This is a genomic window from Campylobacter helveticus (assembly GCF_002080395.1).
GTDB classification, from domain to species: domain Bacteria; phylum Campylobacterota; class Campylobacteria; order Campylobacterales; family Campylobacteraceae; genus Campylobacter_D; species Campylobacter_D helveticus.
Window position 1 is genome coordinate 685449 of the sequence record NZ_CP020478.1, and the last position, 15394, is coordinate 700842.

20 protein-coding genes and 1 pseudogene are annotated in these 15394 nt (G+C 28.9%); 8 read left to right on the forward strand and 13 right to left on the reverse strand.

Annotated elements, in window-relative coordinates; all coding sequences use genetic code 11:
• Positions 1 to 56: 56 nt before the first annotated feature.
• From CHELV3228_RS03580 to tssG, 6 genes are all read left to right on the forward strand, one after another.
• Entirely contained in the window at positions 57 to 1331 is a 1275-nt protein-coding gene (locus CHELV3228_RS03580; RefSeq protein WP_082199563.1) for a type VI secretion system domain-containing protein, read from the forward strand.
• Between the two features lie 65 nt (positions 1332 to 1396).
• Positions 1397 to 1879, forward strand: a complete 483-nt coding sequence (gene tssB / locus CHELV3228_RS03585; RefSeq protein ID WP_082199564.1) for a type VI secretion system contractile sheath small subunit — start codon at positions 1397 to 1399, stop codon at positions 1877 to 1879.
• A gap of 11 nt (positions 1880 to 1890) precedes the next feature.
• On the forward strand, positions 1891 to 3345 hold the full coding sequence (tssC, locus tag CHELV3228_RS03590) for a type VI secretion system contractile sheath large subunit (protein WP_082199565.1): 1455 nt from the start codon (positions 1891 to 1893) through the stop codon (positions 3343 to 3345).
• 3 nt (positions 3346 to 3348) lie between these two features.
• Entirely contained in the window at positions 3349 to 3744 is a 396-nt protein-coding gene (gene tssE, locus CHELV3228_RS03595; protein ID WP_082199566.1) for a type VI secretion system baseplate subunit TssE, read from the forward strand.
• Positions 3741 to 5465 (forward strand): type VI secretion system baseplate subunit TssF, encoded by a 1725-nt coding sequence (tssF, locus tag CHELV3228_RS03600; RefSeq protein WP_082199567.1) that lies wholly within the window; start codon positions 3741 to 3743, stop codon positions 5463 to 5465. The genes tssE and tssF overlap by 4 nt, the downstream gene beginning before the upstream one ends.
• Positions 5462 to 6364 carry a type VI secretion system baseplate subunit TssG gene (gene tssG, locus CHELV3228_RS03605; RefSeq protein ID WP_082199568.1) on the forward strand — a complete coding sequence of 301 codons (903 nt, stop codon included), beginning with the start codon at positions 5462 to 5464 and terminating at the stop codon, positions 6362 to 6364. The genes tssF and tssG overlap by 4 nt, the downstream gene beginning before the upstream one ends.
• 19 nt (positions 6365 to 6383) lie before the next feature.
• Here tssG and CHELV3228_RS10530 read toward each other — a convergent pair whose 3' ends face one another.
• The 12 genes and pseudogenes from CHELV3228_RS10530 to CHELV3228_RS03660 all read right to left on the reverse strand — a co-directional run bounded on the left by CHELV3228_RS10530 (position 6384) and on the right by CHELV3228_RS03660 (position 13881).
• Entirely contained in the window at positions 6384 to 6638 is a 255-nt protein-coding gene (locus tag CHELV3228_RS10530) for a hypothetical protein (protein WP_082199569.1), read from the reverse strand.
• Positions 6607 to 6951 (reverse strand): hypothetical protein, encoded by a 345-nt coding sequence (locus tag CHELV3228_RS10535; RefSeq protein ID WP_082199570.1) that lies wholly within the window; start codon positions 6949 to 6951, stop codon positions 6607 to 6609. The genes CHELV3228_RS10530 and CHELV3228_RS10535 overlap by 32 nt, the downstream gene beginning before the upstream one ends.
• Before the next feature lie 70 nt (positions 6952 to 7021).
• Complete coding sequence (locus tag CHELV3228_RS10540) at positions 7022 to 7333, reverse strand: hypothetical protein (protein ID WP_234981037.1); 312 nt, start codon at positions 7331 to 7333, stop codon at positions 7022 to 7024.
• A gap of 85 nt (positions 7334 to 7418) precedes the next feature.
• A complete protein-coding gene (locus CHELV3228_RS10545) occupies positions 7419 to 7610 on the reverse strand; it encodes a hypothetical protein (protein ID WP_234981038.1) in 192 nt (63 codons plus the stop codon).
• A 47-nt stretch (positions 7611 to 7657) separates the two neighbouring features.
• Complete coding sequence (locus CHELV3228_RS10055; protein ID WP_156890189.1) at positions 7658 to 7804, reverse strand: hypothetical protein; 147 nt, start codon at positions 7802 to 7804, stop codon at positions 7658 to 7660.
• 406 nt (positions 7805 to 8210) lie between these two features.
• Entirely contained in the window at positions 8211 to 9569 is a 1359-nt protein-coding gene (locus CHELV3228_RS03625; RefSeq protein ID WP_082199571.1) for a HipA domain-containing protein, read from the reverse strand.
• Complete coding sequence (locus CHELV3228_RS03630; protein WP_131936671.1) at positions 9562 to 9801, reverse strand: hypothetical protein; 240 nt, start codon at positions 9799 to 9801, stop codon at positions 9562 to 9564. The genes CHELV3228_RS03625 and CHELV3228_RS03630 overlap by 8 nt, the downstream gene beginning before the upstream one ends.
• Positions 9802 to 9845: 44 nt before the next feature.
• Entirely contained in the window at positions 9846 to 11168 is a 1323-nt protein-coding gene (locus CHELV3228_RS03635) for a HipA domain-containing protein (RefSeq protein WP_244289608.1), read from the reverse strand.
• A 69-nt stretch (positions 11169 to 11237) separates the two neighbouring features.
• Positions 11238 to 11741, reverse strand: coding sequence for a hypothetical protein (locus CHELV3228_RS03640; protein ID WP_082199573.1), 504 nt, complete (start codon positions 11739 to 11741; stop codon positions 11238 to 11240).
• Between the two features lie 47 nt (positions 11742 to 11788).
• Positions 11789 to 11944: pseudogene (locus CHELV3228_RS03645) on the reverse strand (thermonuclease family protein); the annotation flags it as partial.
• Positions 11945 to 12494: 550 nt separating this feature from the next.
• Positions 12495 to 13517 carry a hypothetical protein gene (locus CHELV3228_RS10390; RefSeq protein WP_174900350.1) on the reverse strand — a complete coding sequence of 341 codons (1023 nt, stop codon included), beginning with the start codon at positions 13515 to 13517 and terminating at the stop codon, positions 12495 to 12497.
• 172 nt (positions 13518 to 13689) lie between these two features.
• Positions 13690 to 13881, reverse strand: coding sequence for a hypothetical protein (locus tag CHELV3228_RS03660; protein WP_084112201.1), 192 nt, complete (start codon positions 13879 to 13881; stop codon positions 13690 to 13692).
• A gap of 786 nt (positions 13882 to 14667) precedes the next feature.
• Between CHELV3228_RS03660 and CHELV3228_RS03670 the strand changes: the two genes are divergently transcribed.
• Together CHELV3228_RS03670 and CHELV3228_RS03675 are read left to right on the forward strand one after the other, a co-directional pair.
• The gene (locus CHELV3228_RS03670; RefSeq protein ID WP_082199576.1) at positions 14668 to 14952 is read left to right on the forward strand and encodes a BrnT family toxin; all 285 of its coding nucleotides are present in this window, start codon (positions 14668 to 14670) and stop codon (positions 14950 to 14952) included.
• Positions 14939 to 15169 (forward strand): CopG family antitoxin, encoded by a 231-nt coding sequence (locus CHELV3228_RS03675; RefSeq protein ID WP_082199577.1) that lies wholly within the window; start codon positions 14939 to 14941, stop codon positions 15167 to 15169. Before CHELV3228_RS03670 ends, CHELV3228_RS03675 begins: the two co-directional genes overlap by 14 nt.
• Before the next feature lie 97 nt (positions 15170 to 15266).
• Here CHELV3228_RS03675 and CHELV3228_RS10770 read toward each other — a convergent pair whose 3' ends face one another.
• Positions 15267 to 15392 carry a type II toxin-antitoxin system PemK/MazF family toxin gene (locus tag CHELV3228_RS10770; protein ID WP_167562794.1) on the reverse strand — a complete coding sequence of 42 codons (126 nt, stop codon included), beginning with the start codon at positions 15390 to 15392 and terminating at the stop codon, positions 15267 to 15269.
• Positions 15393 to 15394 lie beyond the last annotated feature (2 nt).

The window sequence follows — 15394 nt, forward strand, 5'->3', positions numbered from 1 at the left end:
AGCATAAAATTCTTTAAAATTCCATATAATTATATGAAAAAATTTGGAGATTTTATATGTCTTTTTATGAAAAAGTAGAGGAAAATTTAGATCATTTAGAGCTTTATCAGCTTTTAGAAAATGAAATGTCAAAGTATAAAACATTAAATCATGAAAGCATTAAGTGGGATAAGGTCTATGAATGTAGCCTAGAGCTTTTAGAACAACACACTATCGATGCTAAAATTGCTAATTATTTTATGCTTTCTTGCCTTGTCTTAAAAAATGAACTTTGTTTCGATAAATTGTTAAAATATTATGAAAATTTTATGCAAATTTTAACACAGAGTCCAAATAATTTTGGCGATACTAAAAATCAAATTCTCCAAAAGAAAAAAATTAAAAATATGAGTGATTATTTTATTGCCGAATTTAATAAAAATGAATTTAAAGTCTCTCAAAAAATAAACTTAGAATTTGCTAAACTTTTTGAAGAACTAGAAGTGCTTTTAGAATGCAAATTTGCTAAACTTCAAATTCATCAAAAACAAAACATAGATGGAAAAACAAATGTGAGTTCCCCCATAAAACAAGTCAATGTCGATTTAAAAAATACAAACCTTAACTCTTTAAATGATAGAGAATATAGAGCTTTGTTTTTAAATTTGGCAAATGAGCTTTTACAAAATAATGCAGATGACATTAACGCCTATGCCTTTTTTGTAGAAGCTATGTGGGGTAGAATCAAATTAATGCCAGAACATAATGATTATATTACAAGAATTCGTTATGTTGATAAAAATGTAATCAAAATTCTACTTGAATCTAAAGATAATGAACTAGAACACATTAAAATTTTTATGGAAAATTTAGCCTTAAATCCTTTTTGGATAGAGGGAGTCAAACTTTTTTGTGAATTTTTAGAAAAACGCAAAAAAAATACAGCTTTAAAACTACTCATTGTTTTGGTAAGTGATTTTATTACTAAATTTGAAAATATTTCAAAACTTAGATTTGAAAGCGGTGAGCTTATGTGTAGAGAAGAAATTTTCAATTATTTTGTAAGGCAAGAACCAAATTCTCATAAAAACACTCCAAACCCAAAAAATGTAAAAAAACAAAAAGAATTTGAACAAGCCCTTTTTGACATCAACAATGAAAACTACGATAACTCCCTTTTTTATAATATCAATGCTTTACTTGATATGGCAAAACTCTTTGAGGAAAAAGAAATGCCAAAAAATGCTAAAATCATCTACATACAACTTAAAGAATTGATGGAAAAAACACTATTAAAAGATTATTTGTTGGATGATTATCAAAAGGCTAAAGCAAGAGCTGAAAAAAAATAGCCTTCTTTGTTTTTTTTTAATTTGATTTTGTTATAATTAACGGAATTTTTTAACAAAGGATTTATATGTTTGATAATTCTAAAGCTCCAAAAGAGCGTATCAATATCACATACAAGGCAAAAACAAATGGACAAAATGCTGATGTAGAACTTCCGTTAAAATTGATGGTTGTTTCAAATCTTACAGGAAATAATAAGCAAAATCTTGAAGAAAGAGAAGTCCTAACAATCAATAAAAATAATTTTAATCAAGTGATGGAAAAATTAGATATAAACACCGAATTTAATGTGAAAAATACACTAGGCACACAAGCTGAAGAGCTTGAAATAAAGCTCAATATCAAAAGTATGAAAGACTTTTCACCCGATCACATAGCAAAGCAGGTGCCAGAACTCAATAAACTTTTACAACTTAGAGAAGCTTTAATGGCTTTAAAAGGTCCAATGGGCAATATACCAAATTTTAGAAAAGCGGTTTTAGAAGCTTTGAAAGATGAAAAAACCAAAGAAAAATTACTTTTAGAAATTAAACAAAATAACGAAGAATAAAGGAGTTAGCAATGCCAAAAGAAAAAATCATTGAGACACCAATTATCGAAAGCATAATGGAAAAAAGCAAGTATGCAAAAAATGATGAGAGTTATAGTATCGCAAAAAGGGGCGTGGCTGAATTTATATCAGCTATTGTTAAAGATGATAAAGTTGAAGATAAGATTAATAAATTTGCCCTTGATGAAATGATAGCCCATATTGATACTTTACTCTCAAAGCAAATGGACGAAATATTGCACAATGAACAATTTCAAGCTTTAGAATCGACTTGGAGGGGTTTGCACTTCTTAGTTGATCGCACGGATTTTAATGAAAATATTAAAATTAATCTTTTTGATACTACAAAAGAAGAGCTTTTAGAAGATTTTGAAAATAATCCTGACATTACTCAAAGCGTTCTTTATAAGAATGTTTATTCAGCAGAATATGGACAATTTGGCGGAGAGCCCGTGGGGGCTATTATAGCTGATTATCAATTAAGCACAGCAAGTCCTGATATGACTTTTTTAAACAAAATTTCTAGCATAGCAGCGATGAGTCATTCTCCTGTGCTTACAAGTTGTAGTCCAAAATTTTTTGGCTTGGAAAATTATTCAGAACTTGCTAATATACAAGATTTACAAAGTTTGCTTGAGGGTCCTCAATATACAAGATGGAGAACTTTTAGAGAGAATGAAGACTCTAAGTATGCAGGTTTAATGGCAACTCGCTTTTTAACCCGCTCTCCTTATGACCCTGAAGAAAATCCTATTAAAAATTTTAATTATAAAGAAAATGTTCATACTTCACACGATCATTTACTTTGGGGAAATTCAGCCTATGCTTTTGCTACAAGACTAACTGAAAGTTTTGCAAAATATAGATGGTGTGGTAATATCATAGGACCAAAAAGTGGAGGTAGCGTAAAAGATTTGCCAACTTATGTGTATGAAAGCTTTGGCACAATGCAGGCTAAAATTCCAACTGAGGTTTTAATTACAGATAGAAGAGAATTTGAACTTGCTGAAAATGGCTTTATCACTTTAACACTTAGAAGAGATAGTAATAATGCTGCTTTTTTCTCGGCAAATTCTGCCTTAAAACCAAAAGTATTTCCAAACACCCCTGAAGGCAAAGAAGCAGAGACAAATTATAGGCTAGGCACTCAGCTTCCTTACATTTTCCTTATATCAAGACTTGCTCATTATCTTAAGGTTTTACAAAGAGAAGAAATTGGCTCTTGGAAAGAAAGAAGCGATATAGAAAAAGGACTGAATGAGTGGGTGCGTCAATATATATCAGACCAAGAAAATCCACCTGCTGAAGTAAGAAGTAGAAGACCTTTTAGAGGGGCGCAAATTAAAGTTGATGATATAGCAGGAGAGCCAGGTTGGTATAAGATAGGACTTAGCGTTCGCCCTCATTTTAAATATATGGGGGGAAATTTTGAATTATCTTTAGTAGGTAAACTTGATAAAGAATAATCAATGTCTTTACTTAATAGGGTTATCCACGAGCTTGATGAGCAAAATGCCAGTGTTGCTTTTTATGAAAATGAATTTGAAGATATTAAAAACAACATAAAAACACTCCTTAATACCAATCTTGATGATTGTATTATCTTAAATGACTTTGGTATAGGAAATTTTGCCACTATGAATTTTAATTCAAGCGAGCTTTGTTCTTTAATGGCAAAAGAAATTTGCAAACTTGTTGCCAAGTATGAAAAAAGGATTCAAATTACATCTATCACCTACGATAATTCTTTAGGTCCTTGGCAGCTTTCTTTTTTACTTGGTTGTGTGTTATTAAATGATGATTTTCAACAAAGTTTAAGCATACAGATTGTTTTTAAAAGCAACCGATACTGCGAGGTTGTATGAAAGAGGATATTTATTATTATCAAAAAGAACTTGCTTCTTTATATGAAATGAGAGAGCGGTTTGTTAGTCAATTTCCAAAACTTGCTCCTTTTTTATCTCTTGATGGTAAAGACCCTGATGTAGAAAGAATTATCGAAAATTTAGCTCTTTTAACCTCAAAACTTCATAAAGAACTTGATGAAAATATCCCTTATATAGCAGAATCTTTGATTAATATAATTTCTCCAAATTATGTCAATGCTATTCCATCTTTATGTATGCAAGAATTTTACTTTAATGCAAATTCTAAAAAAAATAAAATCCATATTCCCAAGGATGCAAGCATCAAATCAAAATCTATTAATGGAGTAGAATGCGAATTTAAATCATCTTATGAACTCACTCTTCATCCTTTGAAAATCGATGAAGTTTTTCTTGCGAGTAAAGAAAAATTTTATACAATGACTTTAAATTTAAGCACTACTAAGGAAAATTTAGAATTTAAAGAACTTGATTTGAAAAAGTTTTTGCTTTATTTAGGAGATGATGTATATACTTCTAGCATTTTGCTTTTATATTTTCATTTATATTTAAAAAATATTAAACTCATTGCTTATGAAAGTGCAGAATCTTTCAAGCTTGATTCTCAATGTGTTAAAAGAGTGGGTTTTAATCAAAATGAAAGTTTGCTTTCTTATGATGATTTGGGCTTTGAAGCTTTTTCTTTGCTAAGGGAGTATTTTTTCTTGCCTGAAAAATTTAATTTTATTGGCATTGAAGGGCTTGAACTTTTGCAAAATGTAAGAGGCGTTAAGTTTGGGATAGAATTTAGCTTTTCCAAACCTTTTCCTAAAAATTGTATTATTAGAAAAGATTTATTTTCTCTAAGCACAACTCCTATTGTTAATATTTTTACAAAAAATGCCGAACCTTTTATAAATGATGGACAAAAAGATAGCTACCCCATATTTATTGATAGAGTAAATACAAATGCCTATGAAATCATTCAAATTAAAGCCGTAAAAGCTCATAATAGCGATACGGGTTTAAGGGTGCTTAAAAATTATAAAAATTTTGAACGCTTTGAATTTATAGATGAAAATAATGCTGATTTTTATAGTCTAAGCACTAAAAAAAATTCTCAAAATCAAAGTTACAAAACTATTTCTTTTTTTTCAACTAATCATTCTGCTCAAACCATAAGTATTGAAACTTTATGTTCTAATAAAAATCTTCCAACTTTACTTAAAATAGGTGAAATTAATAAACTTGAAGCCATAAAAGATGTATCGACTAAAAATATAAAAATCCCAAGCCCTTTGAGAATTGTGCCAGTCAATGGCACATTATTATGGAAATTGGTTTCCATACTTTCTTTTTCTTATCAAACTATGCTAGATAAAAACGCATTTTTTAATGTTTTAGAAAGCTATAGCTTTGACAATGATAAACAAAGTGAAGAAATTTGTAAGCTTTTAAAACAAAGCATTATAGAGATAAAGGCTCACTCTGCTTATATTATAGATGAGTATATTACAAAAAAAGGCATAAGATGCATTATAAGCATTAAGGATTCTAATTTTTATTCTTTAGGAGAAGTTTATAAACTAGGGCTTGTTTTATCACATTTTTTTGCTTCTTTTGCAAGCATTAATTCTTTTTGCGAGTTAAAAATCAAATGCCTTGATGCTAAAGAAAGCTTTGAATATCCCGTGCAAAATGGCAAGAAAGCAAATTTATGACTCAATATAGTTTTTATAAACTTTTAAATAAATTGCTTCAAACATATGACAAAAAGGAGATATTTTTACGAACCAACAAAAGTCTTAAACACCCACATAAAGAGATAGAAAGTGTGCATTTTAGTCAAGATGAAAAAGCATTTTTAATTCAAATAATGATTAATTTTATGGGCTTGCAAGGAAGCACTTCACAACTTCCTAATTATATGCTTGATAAGCTCTCAAGAAAAGAAGATGATGGAGAAGGATGGACTTTATTTTTTGATTTTTTCAACCACTATATTTTATGGTTTTTTTATGAAATCATAAGTATTAAGAATTATTCAAGATCTTTTAAGCCTGATTTTAGTGATTCTATTTCTCAAGTTTTATTTGCTATGCTTGGTATCAATGATAAAAAAATTGCTAAACAATACTTACCCTTTGCTCCTCTACTTTTGAATTTAAGGCGTCCAAAATACTATATAGAAAAGGTTTTGCAAAGTAATTTTAATCTTAAAGAAAAATTAAGCATTATAGAATATGTTCCTCACAAAATCACTATTTCAAAAAATCAACAAAACCAACTCGGTGTGAAAAACAATATCTTAGGAAAAAACAATATCTTAGGAAAAAGCTTTCTTTCTTACCAAAGTAAAATAGCTATTTTTATACAAGATATTAACTATGTGCAAGCCTTAGAGTATCTACCAAATCAAACTAAATTTAAAGAACTTAAAGAAAGTATAATTTTTTTAACAAATGATGAATTTTGTGTGGATTTGTATCTTAAAGTTAGTATCAGTCATAGAATGCATTTTGTTTTAGGTGATAAAGCACAAGCTAAGCTTGGTTGGGGACTTATTTTAGGCAAGCCAAAGAAAAATTATTATCTTATTCACACCAAGCTTTACGAATAAATAAGCCAAACAAATTTACTTAATCCTTAATATAATGCTTTTTAGCATAGGCTTCTATCTCTTGTCTTAGATATTCAGGGAAGTTGTCCATATAAATGGCTGGGATAGTGGGGTTGAGTTTTTTATCAAGTTCGCCATTTTTATAAAGTTCTTCTAAATATTCAGGGGTATAGTAAGTAGGTGCGTTGGGGTAGCCTTGTTTTGGTAGTATTGCTACAATTTTAGTTTCTAAAATAAAATATTTATATATAATTTTGCCTCTTCCTCGCTCCATTCATTTGATATATCAAGGTTATAATACACAAATTATTGGCTAAAGTAATTCCACTTTCTTTATAAAATTCTCTTCTACTCTCAGGGGTAGAGTCTTGATATCTTGGGTCTTTGAGTGTGCCTTGTTTGATTTTGTCATATAAACTTCTTGTGGCACTACCATCATCAGTGGCATAATTATAAAGCATATTAAAATCCACAACCCAATCCACTACCATCATCTCATCTAAGTAAGGCAGCATTTCAAATTGATCATAAGGAGGATGTTTAGCAAATTCTTCGATTTGCTTGGCTCTTAAAGGGTTTTTATGCATCCCATCTAATCCAAATTCAAATCGTTCTGCATAGTGTTTAAAATCATAAGATAGATTAGTAGAATTCTTATCATACTTTCCTCCTGTCAGCTGTAAGCCAGAAATTCAACTTGACACGATCTAGCTTTAAAGCCGTGCATTCTGCCATAAATAAATATCCATCACTTAAATGAGCTAAGCCTCGATTCTTTTCCACTTCTTTAAAAAGATATTCATATGTTTTAAATTTCTCTTTGTTTTCATAACAAGCATAAGCTTCATAAAGGATATCAATCACAGCACTTCTTAATCCACTCCTGATGACTAAATATTTATATCTTTCTCTTTTTGTTTTTAAACTTTCATAATAAGCTTTTTCTTTTTTAGTCCAAGGAGCAATCATTCCTTTAACAGGTTCTTTTAAATAAAGTTCTTGCCATTGTTTAATTCGAGTAAGGTAGAACTTTCTCCTGTGCGAAGAGTAGGATCTAGGTAGATGGGTTGGTAGGATTTGTAGGGGGAATTTTCCATAGTCTGCCAAGCTTGTAAGAGGGCTTTGGAGTATTGTTTGGTATATTTATCTGTCTTTTTTTCCATTCTTCAAAAATAATTTCATTACTTTGTTTATCCACATTTAAAATTACACTATTTGGTGCCGTAATTTTATAAATCTCACCCATTTCTCATTCCTTTTTTTATTATTACTTTCGATCGTCTTTATCCTAATCTACAAACCATCTTTCATAATAATCGTTGTGGCTAAGCGTCCTATGAATTTAGGACGGATTTGTTGGCTTTCTTCCTTTTTATCTTTGTTTTCGCCAAAGATGTTTCCCAAAATAAGTTCTAGCTTTATAATTGTTTTTAAAGTCATTATGTATATTGGTTATAGGCGCATCATCAATAATTTCATTAAGTTTATTTGTGGATATAAGCAAGAGCCACAAATAAAAATAGGAGCGATATTTTTTGCATTTCTACTATTTTCATTGTCAAATCAGCTACTTCTTTTGAAATTTCACTACCATGTTGAGAGAAATTAATTGAATCATAAAGCTCACACCAATACAAATCTAAATTAATTTTGGAATTATATTAAAATTTTGATAATCAAGAAAAGCTTTTATATCGTGTTGAATGGCAAGTGGTGGAGTTTTTTACTTTCATACTCTCTCACATTTTTGTTAATATGTTTTTGCTCCCTCAAGCTCTAAATTTAAATAACTTTGTTTTTAAAATCAAGCTCGCATAGATTTGAGTGATATTTAATAAAGTTTTCATTAGTGTCTCCTTAATATATTAGTTTTGTTTTGAGTGTTTTGAGAAGTTAAGTTTGCTTCATCGTTTAAATCTTCTTTGTCAAACTCCATATTAGAGCTTACATCCAAGCCTTTCATAAGAATATCATTTGCTTTTGGCATTGAGTCTATGCTTTCTTGCTCTCGTAACAATTCACTCACTTTTGCTTCTAAATTGTTATTTTGATTTTGAGCTTCTTCTCTAAAAATCCTTTTGTTTCTTTCATAACTCTCTAATAACAAATGTTTTAATTCTTTTGCTCCACTTAAATGAGGAATTTGGCTAAGTTTTTCAATATAGCTTGGATATAAATCCAAATAAAGCTCCCGTATGTTTTGTAAGGACTTTTTCAAATCTAAAAAATCAATACCCAAAAACTCACTTGCTTGTTTAAAATAAGAAAGTTTGATTTTATCTTTCTTACCTTTAATACTTAAAGCACATTGTAGATTTGCTAATCCTTTAACCGCATAAATATTAATCACATCATAAACGGGACTTAGTAAGAGCTTATTTTCTTTAAAAAGAAAGCTAATGTTTTTTTTGTGTAAGTCGTTGTTATAAAGTAGAGCATTTGCATAAATATAGGTTAAAAACTTTATTTTTTCTTTTTCTTCCAGTCTTGTTTTTAAAAAATCAGCAATTTGTTCTATGCTTCCTGCATATTTGTCATTGCTTTGCATTAAGGCATTAAGGCTTGTTTGGGTAAGTGCTTTACCATTTTCATCTCTATCAAATCGTTTGATAAGATAATGATAGCTTTTTAATCTTTCATCATATACAATAGCATTAAAAGGTGTTTTAAAGCCAAGCTCTTGCATAAAGCTTACATTCAAATGCTCATTAATCGCTAAATTATAAAAATCATCACTTGCTGGTTTTAAAATAAAATCAGCATAATTTTCTTCAATTGTTTCATCAATGATACTAACTTGAAGTTTGTGCTGGTAACCACTTAAAGATAAGCGTTGTAAAGGCTTGAATTCTTTATTGGGCTTTAAGGCTTGTAAAGAAAGATTAATTTTTAAATCAAGCACATTAGGGAAAATTTGATTGAGCTTTAGATTAGAATTGATGCTTGTTTCACTTAGGGCATTAATATTTTTAGAAAAATAAAAATCTCCTATATTATTTTTTAGATAAGGCAAAAGTTCTAAAGGTTCTTTGAGCCTAAAAGTATGAAGCATTAGCTCAAGGTCAAGCCCCTCAGGTAAAATATCTAAAATTTCATTTATGCTCTCATTTGCGAGAATAAAGCTATCATTTTTTAAGAGATAATAATTTTTATCTTGTATTTTTGCATAGAGTTTGTTGTGTTTAAAGATAAATGTATCACTCATTGTCTTTTCCTGTTTTTTCAAGCTCTTTTAGCTTTTCTTTCATTGATACACCTATGAAGAAAAAGCCAAAAAATAAAAATATTGCTAATACAATTGATGACACAGTCCTTATATTTGGATCAGGCTCCACATTAATAAAAAAATAAGAAAAAGAACCTATAAATCCTGTTACGCAAAAATTCTGCGTTCGCCTAATATTTGTGATTTCCTCTTTAATTCTGTCTAGTTTCATTTTTATATCCTTTCTTGTAAAAGGATAAATTTGAGTTAAAAGCATCATCTCTTCCTAACTCTATTAGCGTGAGCATTTGTAATCTCTTTTAAGCTTTCGCTTGAGCTTGTCTCTAAAATATCACTTCGCTGTTCCTTAGCTCTTAAATCTGCCTCTGCTTGATGTATTTTAGTTTGTTCCTCTAAAGCTTCTTTTTCTTTGATAAATTCTAAGGCTTTTGTGGCTCTTTGTTGTATAAAGCTTTCAATAGGTTTTAACCATTCCTCGCTTAAATTATATTTTGCATGTCTTTTAAAAGTAAAGTGTTTGAGTTTTTCTAAATTCTCAGCGTGTCTTGGTTGGATAAAGAGTTTGAGCTGGGTATCAAAGTCATAAGAGAAGTTGCTAATTTTTTCTATTTTTGCGTTATTAATATTATTTAATTCATCTAGGGTTAGAAAATTCATTAAAGAATAGCCATTATCAAATATAGGTGCTACTCTTAAAAGTTTGCCTGTATTATTATCCACTATCATTCCAAAATTGCCTAAGTGTCTGTCAATATTATAAATTAAAGCATCAAATACGAGTAAATCTTGTAGCTTCTCTACGCCATAAAATTGTGCTATCATATCTACAAGTTCACCTCTTTTTGCAAATTTCCACTCATCATTATCAAAAACTTGATACATAGGTAAATAACCCTCATTTTCACTTGTAAAAATAGGACAAACGCTCACTATCTGGTTATGAAATTCTTTTAAATCATAAGATATGTGTGTAAAATTCATCAAAAAGGCAATTTGAGCCATATAATACTCACTATAAGCTTCTTTACCTCCATTAGCATATTCTTTAGAATTTGCCTTGTAAAGATAAATAACTCCATTATCTCTATGCCAACATTTTTTAAGCATACCATTAGTGGTGTATTCAGGGGAAGAGGTTAAACCTTTAATTTTTAGCAATTCTTCTCCAAATGAAGCTTTTTCAAGTGCTTCGTCAAATTCATTATCATAAAGATTATAATCTTTCCATTTGTAAGCTTTATCTTTAGGCACTATCCAAAAAGAGTCGTTGAGTGAAAGCCCTAAAGAAACATCAATGTAATCCATTAATTGTTCTTTACCATTAATAGCATAAGTTGCAATAATGTTTTCAACAAAGGCTCTATTTTGTGGGACTTTTCTATCTTTAATCCAAAGCTCTAAATTTCTTTCTAAATCATTAAGAGGTAAGTTTTTTGGAAATAATGCACTTTCTATGATTTCAATTTCTACTAATTTTTGATTAAGTTCTATGGTATTTGTAACCATAGATTTTGTTTCGATGTTTTCTACTTTAAATTTTAATACTGCCTTGTCTTTATTCTTTAAAACATAATCCATAATCTATTCCTTAAAAATTTATCTCAAATTATACCAAAGTCTTAACTCCACATAAACTTAGCAAAAATGTCAGTTTTGTGTTTTATAAGGTGTTTTATCACTATCATTTTCCTTTGCATAAGTTTCATCAAATCCACTCTCATTTGTAGGATTTTCACTCACTTCGTTTTTGACATATTCTTTAATCCTATCTTTAAACTCAAGGTATTTATAGTAAAACACCGCCCCTTTTCTTTTAACGCAATTTAGATGGATTAAATCTAATGCCCCTAAGAATTCTCTTTCTTTTTCATTTTTAGCGAGTATGTCTAAATTTGCGACTGAGATATTAAATTGTGGAGTGTATTTTTCCCAAAGCTCCATTAAGAAAAACTCTGCTAAATAATGATTATTGCAAGCGAGTTCTTTTTCATAATCGATTTTAACTTCTTTAAGTTTGATAAATTCCTCAAGCTTTTTAAAGATAATGGCAAAAATGGTATTGCTCTTAAGCTCATTTATATTTTTTACCATAGTTGGTTCTAAATGATGATAAAGCAAGAAAAACTCAGGCACGATTTTGCCATTTTTCATCAGCTTTTTACTTTCTTTATTGACACTTACTTCTATTCTATTGCTCTTTATGTCTTTTCTTGTTTTATAAACATTTTTGCATCTGCTTGCTCTGCTAAATACTCTGTAGAATAGCTTTCATAAGCCCACGCATAACCATTTTTAACCATTTCTTTATTGATGTCTTTTTCATTGAAATAAATTGTGCCGATAAATCTTTGGTATTTATCTTTATTTCTTTAACAATAAGCTAACAATCTCTCATCAAATATCTTTATCAAATCATCTAAAAATGTTTCTATTTTGCTTGGATTTAAGCCTATATGTGTTCCTTGTATGATTGTGGTAATTCTTGGAAAAGTCTTATTGTTTCTTTGTGTTGTTTTTAAGATATTTTCCCAATGATAAGAGCGGTTTCTAAGTGTATGTAAAAGACTTAAAACAATGTTGGCTTTATTGATATTATTGAAAAACGATTTTTCCCATTTTCAAAAAAGAAATAATCTTTGTTTGATTTATCATATTTTTTAAAGCTCATTTGATGAAGATGAATGATTTTATTTTGTAGTTTTTCGTTTTTAATCATATACACTATCGCTCAAGCTACTTATGTGATTAATCCTTTTTAAAGGATTAATGCCTTAAAGGAGTTTGTCCTTTTTTCTATGTATTTTACATTGATAAAATACAATCTTTTGAGAAATAAGCCTTGAGCTTACTTGCTCTAACTTTATTGAAAAATATTCTCACCTATATTTATTCACATTTCAAATTCTAATAATTTTTAAACATATCCTCACCATTAGAGATTTTAAGTGCATTATGATAATTTTTATTTTGTAAGTTTTTACTTAGTTTATGATAACTAGAACTCCAGTATTTCTCACTTCTTTTTCCTGCTAAAACATTAAAATAAAATTCATTTCTATCTTTTTGATATTCTTGTGAAATATTGCCATAATTATATTTATGATAAAGTATTCTTGAAATCATTTCATCTTTTAGTTTAAAGATGAAAGGGTAAAATTTGCAAACACTAAAATTATAATGCTTTTGACTTAAATCTAATTCTTGTATAATGATAGCTTCATAATTGTTACTTGCTTTTAAAAGTTTGATTTGCCCATCTTTTTTATCAAAATAAATGAATTTAAAATCACCTTTTAAATTTTCATAATTTGTATTTGTCTCTTTTAATCTTTGAATCAGCTTGTCAAGGAGTTTATCAAGGGTAGAATAGATATTTTCTAATTTCATTTTTTTAGTATGAACTAGTTTAAAGATTTGATAAAGTATTTCATCTTTTGTTTGACATACTGCCTTGAGTTTTTGCTCTAAAGCTTTATCATCAATATAGCAAATATAATCATTATTCATCATAGTTCTAGCCCAATCCCTAAAAGCTTTTGCGCCCTTAATGCTTTTAAGATTATCGTCAATGTTTTGGAATTTAAAGAAGGTGGAGTGAATGAGTTTTATGGTGGGGAGGAGTTCCATAAAATTTCCAGGGATAGTATAAGTTTCATCAATGAGTTCTATGCCTATATTTGAAAGTTTTCTAATGACCCAAGTAACGCAATTATTATCAAGAAGTTTATAAGTAAATTCCTCATTGATAGATTTTAGACTTTGTGGTTTTATATCTTTTGTCATTTCGTAATCTTTTTGTATATCTTGCAAAAGTGTTTCATATTGTTCTTTAGAAATTTCTAAAGTAAGGCGGTTAGAGGGTTTGAAAGTTTGATGACTTCTTAGTTTTTTAAAATCATAAGTGTTCGTTTGTGTATTATTATCCATTACATAGTGGTTATTTTTAAAAACTTTTCCAGCCGTATCATTAATAGAATTTGTTCCCGTTCCAAACCCCCAAAAACCATCATTAAATTCATTTGTTTCTAAACTTTCATACCATTTTTATCAAAATCTTTCCAATCAGCATTTTTGAGTTTTTGCATTTTTATTTCATCGTCTATTTATCAAGTTCATCGGGGCTTTTATCTTTAGTAAGTCCTAGGAAGGCGTGGGTGAGGTCAAATTGTTTTATAAATTTTTGAAAATCATCTTCTATTATAGTTAAAATATTTGTGTTTAAATATAATTCTTTTTCAAAAAGCTCATCAATATAAATTGTTATATAATGTTTTTCATTATAATTATTCATTTTGAAACGCCCCCATAAAAAAGTGCAAAAGGTATAAATCCTATCAATATTACAAATTCGAAACAAAAGTATATCATTAAGAATAAAAATTGAAATTTAAAAGACATTTTCACAAAGAAAAGCCATATGACTATTAATAGGATATTCATCATAATGAGCTGGGAATAAAATTCCTCTAAAAATGTGGCAAAGATATATGTAAAAATGCAGAAAAAAATATGAATTAAGAAAAAAAATTTATAAAAACTTAAACAAATAAGCCAAAATATAGCGGTAAAAAACAACAATATAGAAATATAAAATAATAAATACATATACCACTTAGATGAATAAATGAAATTATCAAATGAATTTCCGCATAAATATAAAGTAGGCCATAAAGCAAAACATAAGGCAATAAGCCCACTCACCACAAACCATGTAATCTGCCCACTTGTAGTGCTGTCTAAGCCTTTACTTTCTAATTTTGCTTTTAATTTAGAATAAATGGGAATTTTCAAATTTGCTCCTAGCTAATGTGATGGATATTATAATTAAAAATCTCTAAATTTTAACTTCTCATTTATTTCGTTTAACTCGTTAAGACTTTTACTTTCAGTAAATTCTAAAAAGGTATAGGCGAAGTCAAAATTCACTCACTTATCATTACGAGCAAGAGACAAGAACTTTGTCTGCTACAACTTCTTGTTTTTCTTTTAAAGCTCTTTGCGGAGGGTTTTGAAAGGGGAAAATAATTAATCAAAGTAAGTATTGACATTGTATTAACAATATGATAATATCCAAAGTATGAAATTTGAATGGGATGAAGAAAAAAATAAGACTAATCAAATAAAATACGGAATTTCTTTTGATGTGGCGAGAGAAATTTTTGATGACCCTTTTACCCTGTCTTTTCTTGATGAAAGATTTAATTATTTAGAGGAAAGATGGATAAGTATAGGGCAGAGCAAAAATGATAAAATTATAGTCGTAGCTCATTTATTTTATAATGAAAAAGGCGAAGAAATTATAAGAATTATTAGTGCTAGAAAGGCAACTCAAAAAGAAAGGAAAGCGTATGAAAAAATATGATGAATATAAAATGAAAGCAGAATACGATTTTTCACAAGGCATTAGAGGGAGATTTTATAAACCCAAAAAAATATCCACAACATTAAGACTAGATGATGATATTTTGTGTATTTTAAAAAAAAGAGCAAGTGAAAAGAAAATCCCTTATCAAACCCTTATCAATAATCTTTTAAGAGAGCAATGTGAGGGGTTTCAAACAGCCTTAAATAATTTGTGAAAATCTATTAAGCTAAATTTGCTAAAATTCTCTTGTTTGACTTCCCAAGTGAAAGCTTGGCGAAGATTTGACTTGCTCTTTGAGTGGGTTACCCAGCCTAAGTGCTGGGATACTTTAATATGTTTCTCGCTATTTTTTCTTTAATTTTATTTAATTCATCTTTATTAACTTTTGATAAGTAACTTTCAATTCTTTTTGTATCAAATGTTCTTATTTGTCCCAAGA

What these genes read in the sequence shown, in the direction of transcription:
- CHELV3228_RS10545 (WP_234981038.1), bottom strand. Translation starts at nt 7,610, where the DNA reads ATGGGTGAGATTTATAAAATTACGGCACCAAATAGTGTAATTTTAAAT.
- CHELV3228_RS03640 (WP_082199573.1), bottom strand. Translation starts at nt 11,741, where the DNA reads ATGAAAAATGGCAAAATCGTGCCTGAGTTTTTCTTGCTTTATCATCAT.
- tssB (WP_082199564.1), top strand. Translation starts at nt 1,397, where the DNA reads ATGTTTGATAATTCTAAAGCTCCAAAAGAGCGTATCAATATCACATAC.
- tssF (WP_082199567.1), top strand. Translation starts at nt 3,741, where the DNA reads ATGAAAGAGGATATTTATTATTATCAAAAAGAACTTGCTTCTTTATAT.
- CHELV3228_RS03635 (WP_244289608.1), bottom strand. Translation starts at nt 11,168, where the DNA reads ATGGATTATGTTTTAAAGAATAAAGACAAGGCAGTATTAAAATTTAAA.
- CHELV3228_RS10530 (WP_082199569.1), bottom strand. Translation starts at nt 6,638, where the DNA reads ATGGAGCGAGGAAGAGGCAAAATTATATATAAATATTTTATTTTAGAA.
- CHELV3228_RS03580 (WP_082199563.1), top strand. Translation starts at nt 57, where the DNA reads ATGTCTTTTTATGAAAAAGTAGAGGAAAATTTAGATCATTTAGAGCTT.
- CHELV3228_RS10055 (WP_156890189.1), bottom strand. Translation starts at nt 7,804, where the DNA reads ATGACTTTAAAAACAATTATAAAGCTAGAACTTATTTTGGGAAACATC.
- tssE (WP_082199566.1), top strand. Translation starts at nt 3,349, where the DNA reads ATGTCTTTACTTAATAGGGTTATCCACGAGCTTGATGAGCAAAATGCC.
- CHELV3228_RS03670 (WP_082199576.1), top strand. Translation starts at nt 14,668, where the DNA reads ATGAAATTTGAATGGGATGAAGAAAAAAATAAGACTAATCAAATAAAA.
- CHELV3228_RS03625 (WP_082199571.1), bottom strand. Translation starts at nt 9,569, where the DNA reads ATGAGTGATACATTTATCTTTAAACACAACAAACTCTATGCAAAAATA.
- CHELV3228_RS03630 (WP_131936671.1), bottom strand. Translation starts at nt 9,801, where the DNA reads ATGAAACTAGACAGAATTAAAGAGGAAATCACAAATATTAGGCGAACG.
- CHELV3228_RS10535 (WP_082199570.1), bottom strand. Translation starts at nt 6,951, where the DNA reads ATGCATAAAAACCCTTTAAGAGCCAAGCAAATCGAAGAATTTGCTAAA.
- CHELV3228_RS10390 (WP_174900350.1), bottom strand. Translation starts at nt 13,517, where the DNA reads ATGGATAATAATACACAAACGAACACTTATGATTTTAAAAAACTAAGA.
- CHELV3228_RS03675 (WP_082199577.1), top strand. Translation starts at nt 14,939, where the DNA reads ATGAAAAAATATGATGAATATAAAATGAAAGCAGAATACGATTTTTCA.
- tssC (WP_082199565.1), top strand. Translation starts at nt 1,891, where the DNA reads ATGCCAAAAGAAAAAATCATTGAGACACCAATTATCGAAAGCATAATG.
- tssG (WP_082199568.1), top strand. Translation starts at nt 5,462, where the DNA reads ATGACTCAATATAGTTTTTATAAACTTTTAAATAAATTGCTTCAAACA.
- CHELV3228_RS03660 (WP_084112201.1), bottom strand. Translation starts at nt 13,881, where the DNA reads ATGAATAATTATAATGAAAAACATTATATAACAATTTATATTGATGAG.
- CHELV3228_RS10540 (WP_234981037.1), bottom strand. Translation starts at nt 7,333, where the DNA reads ATGATTGCTCCTTGGACTAAAAAAGAAAAAGCTTATTATGAAAGTTTA.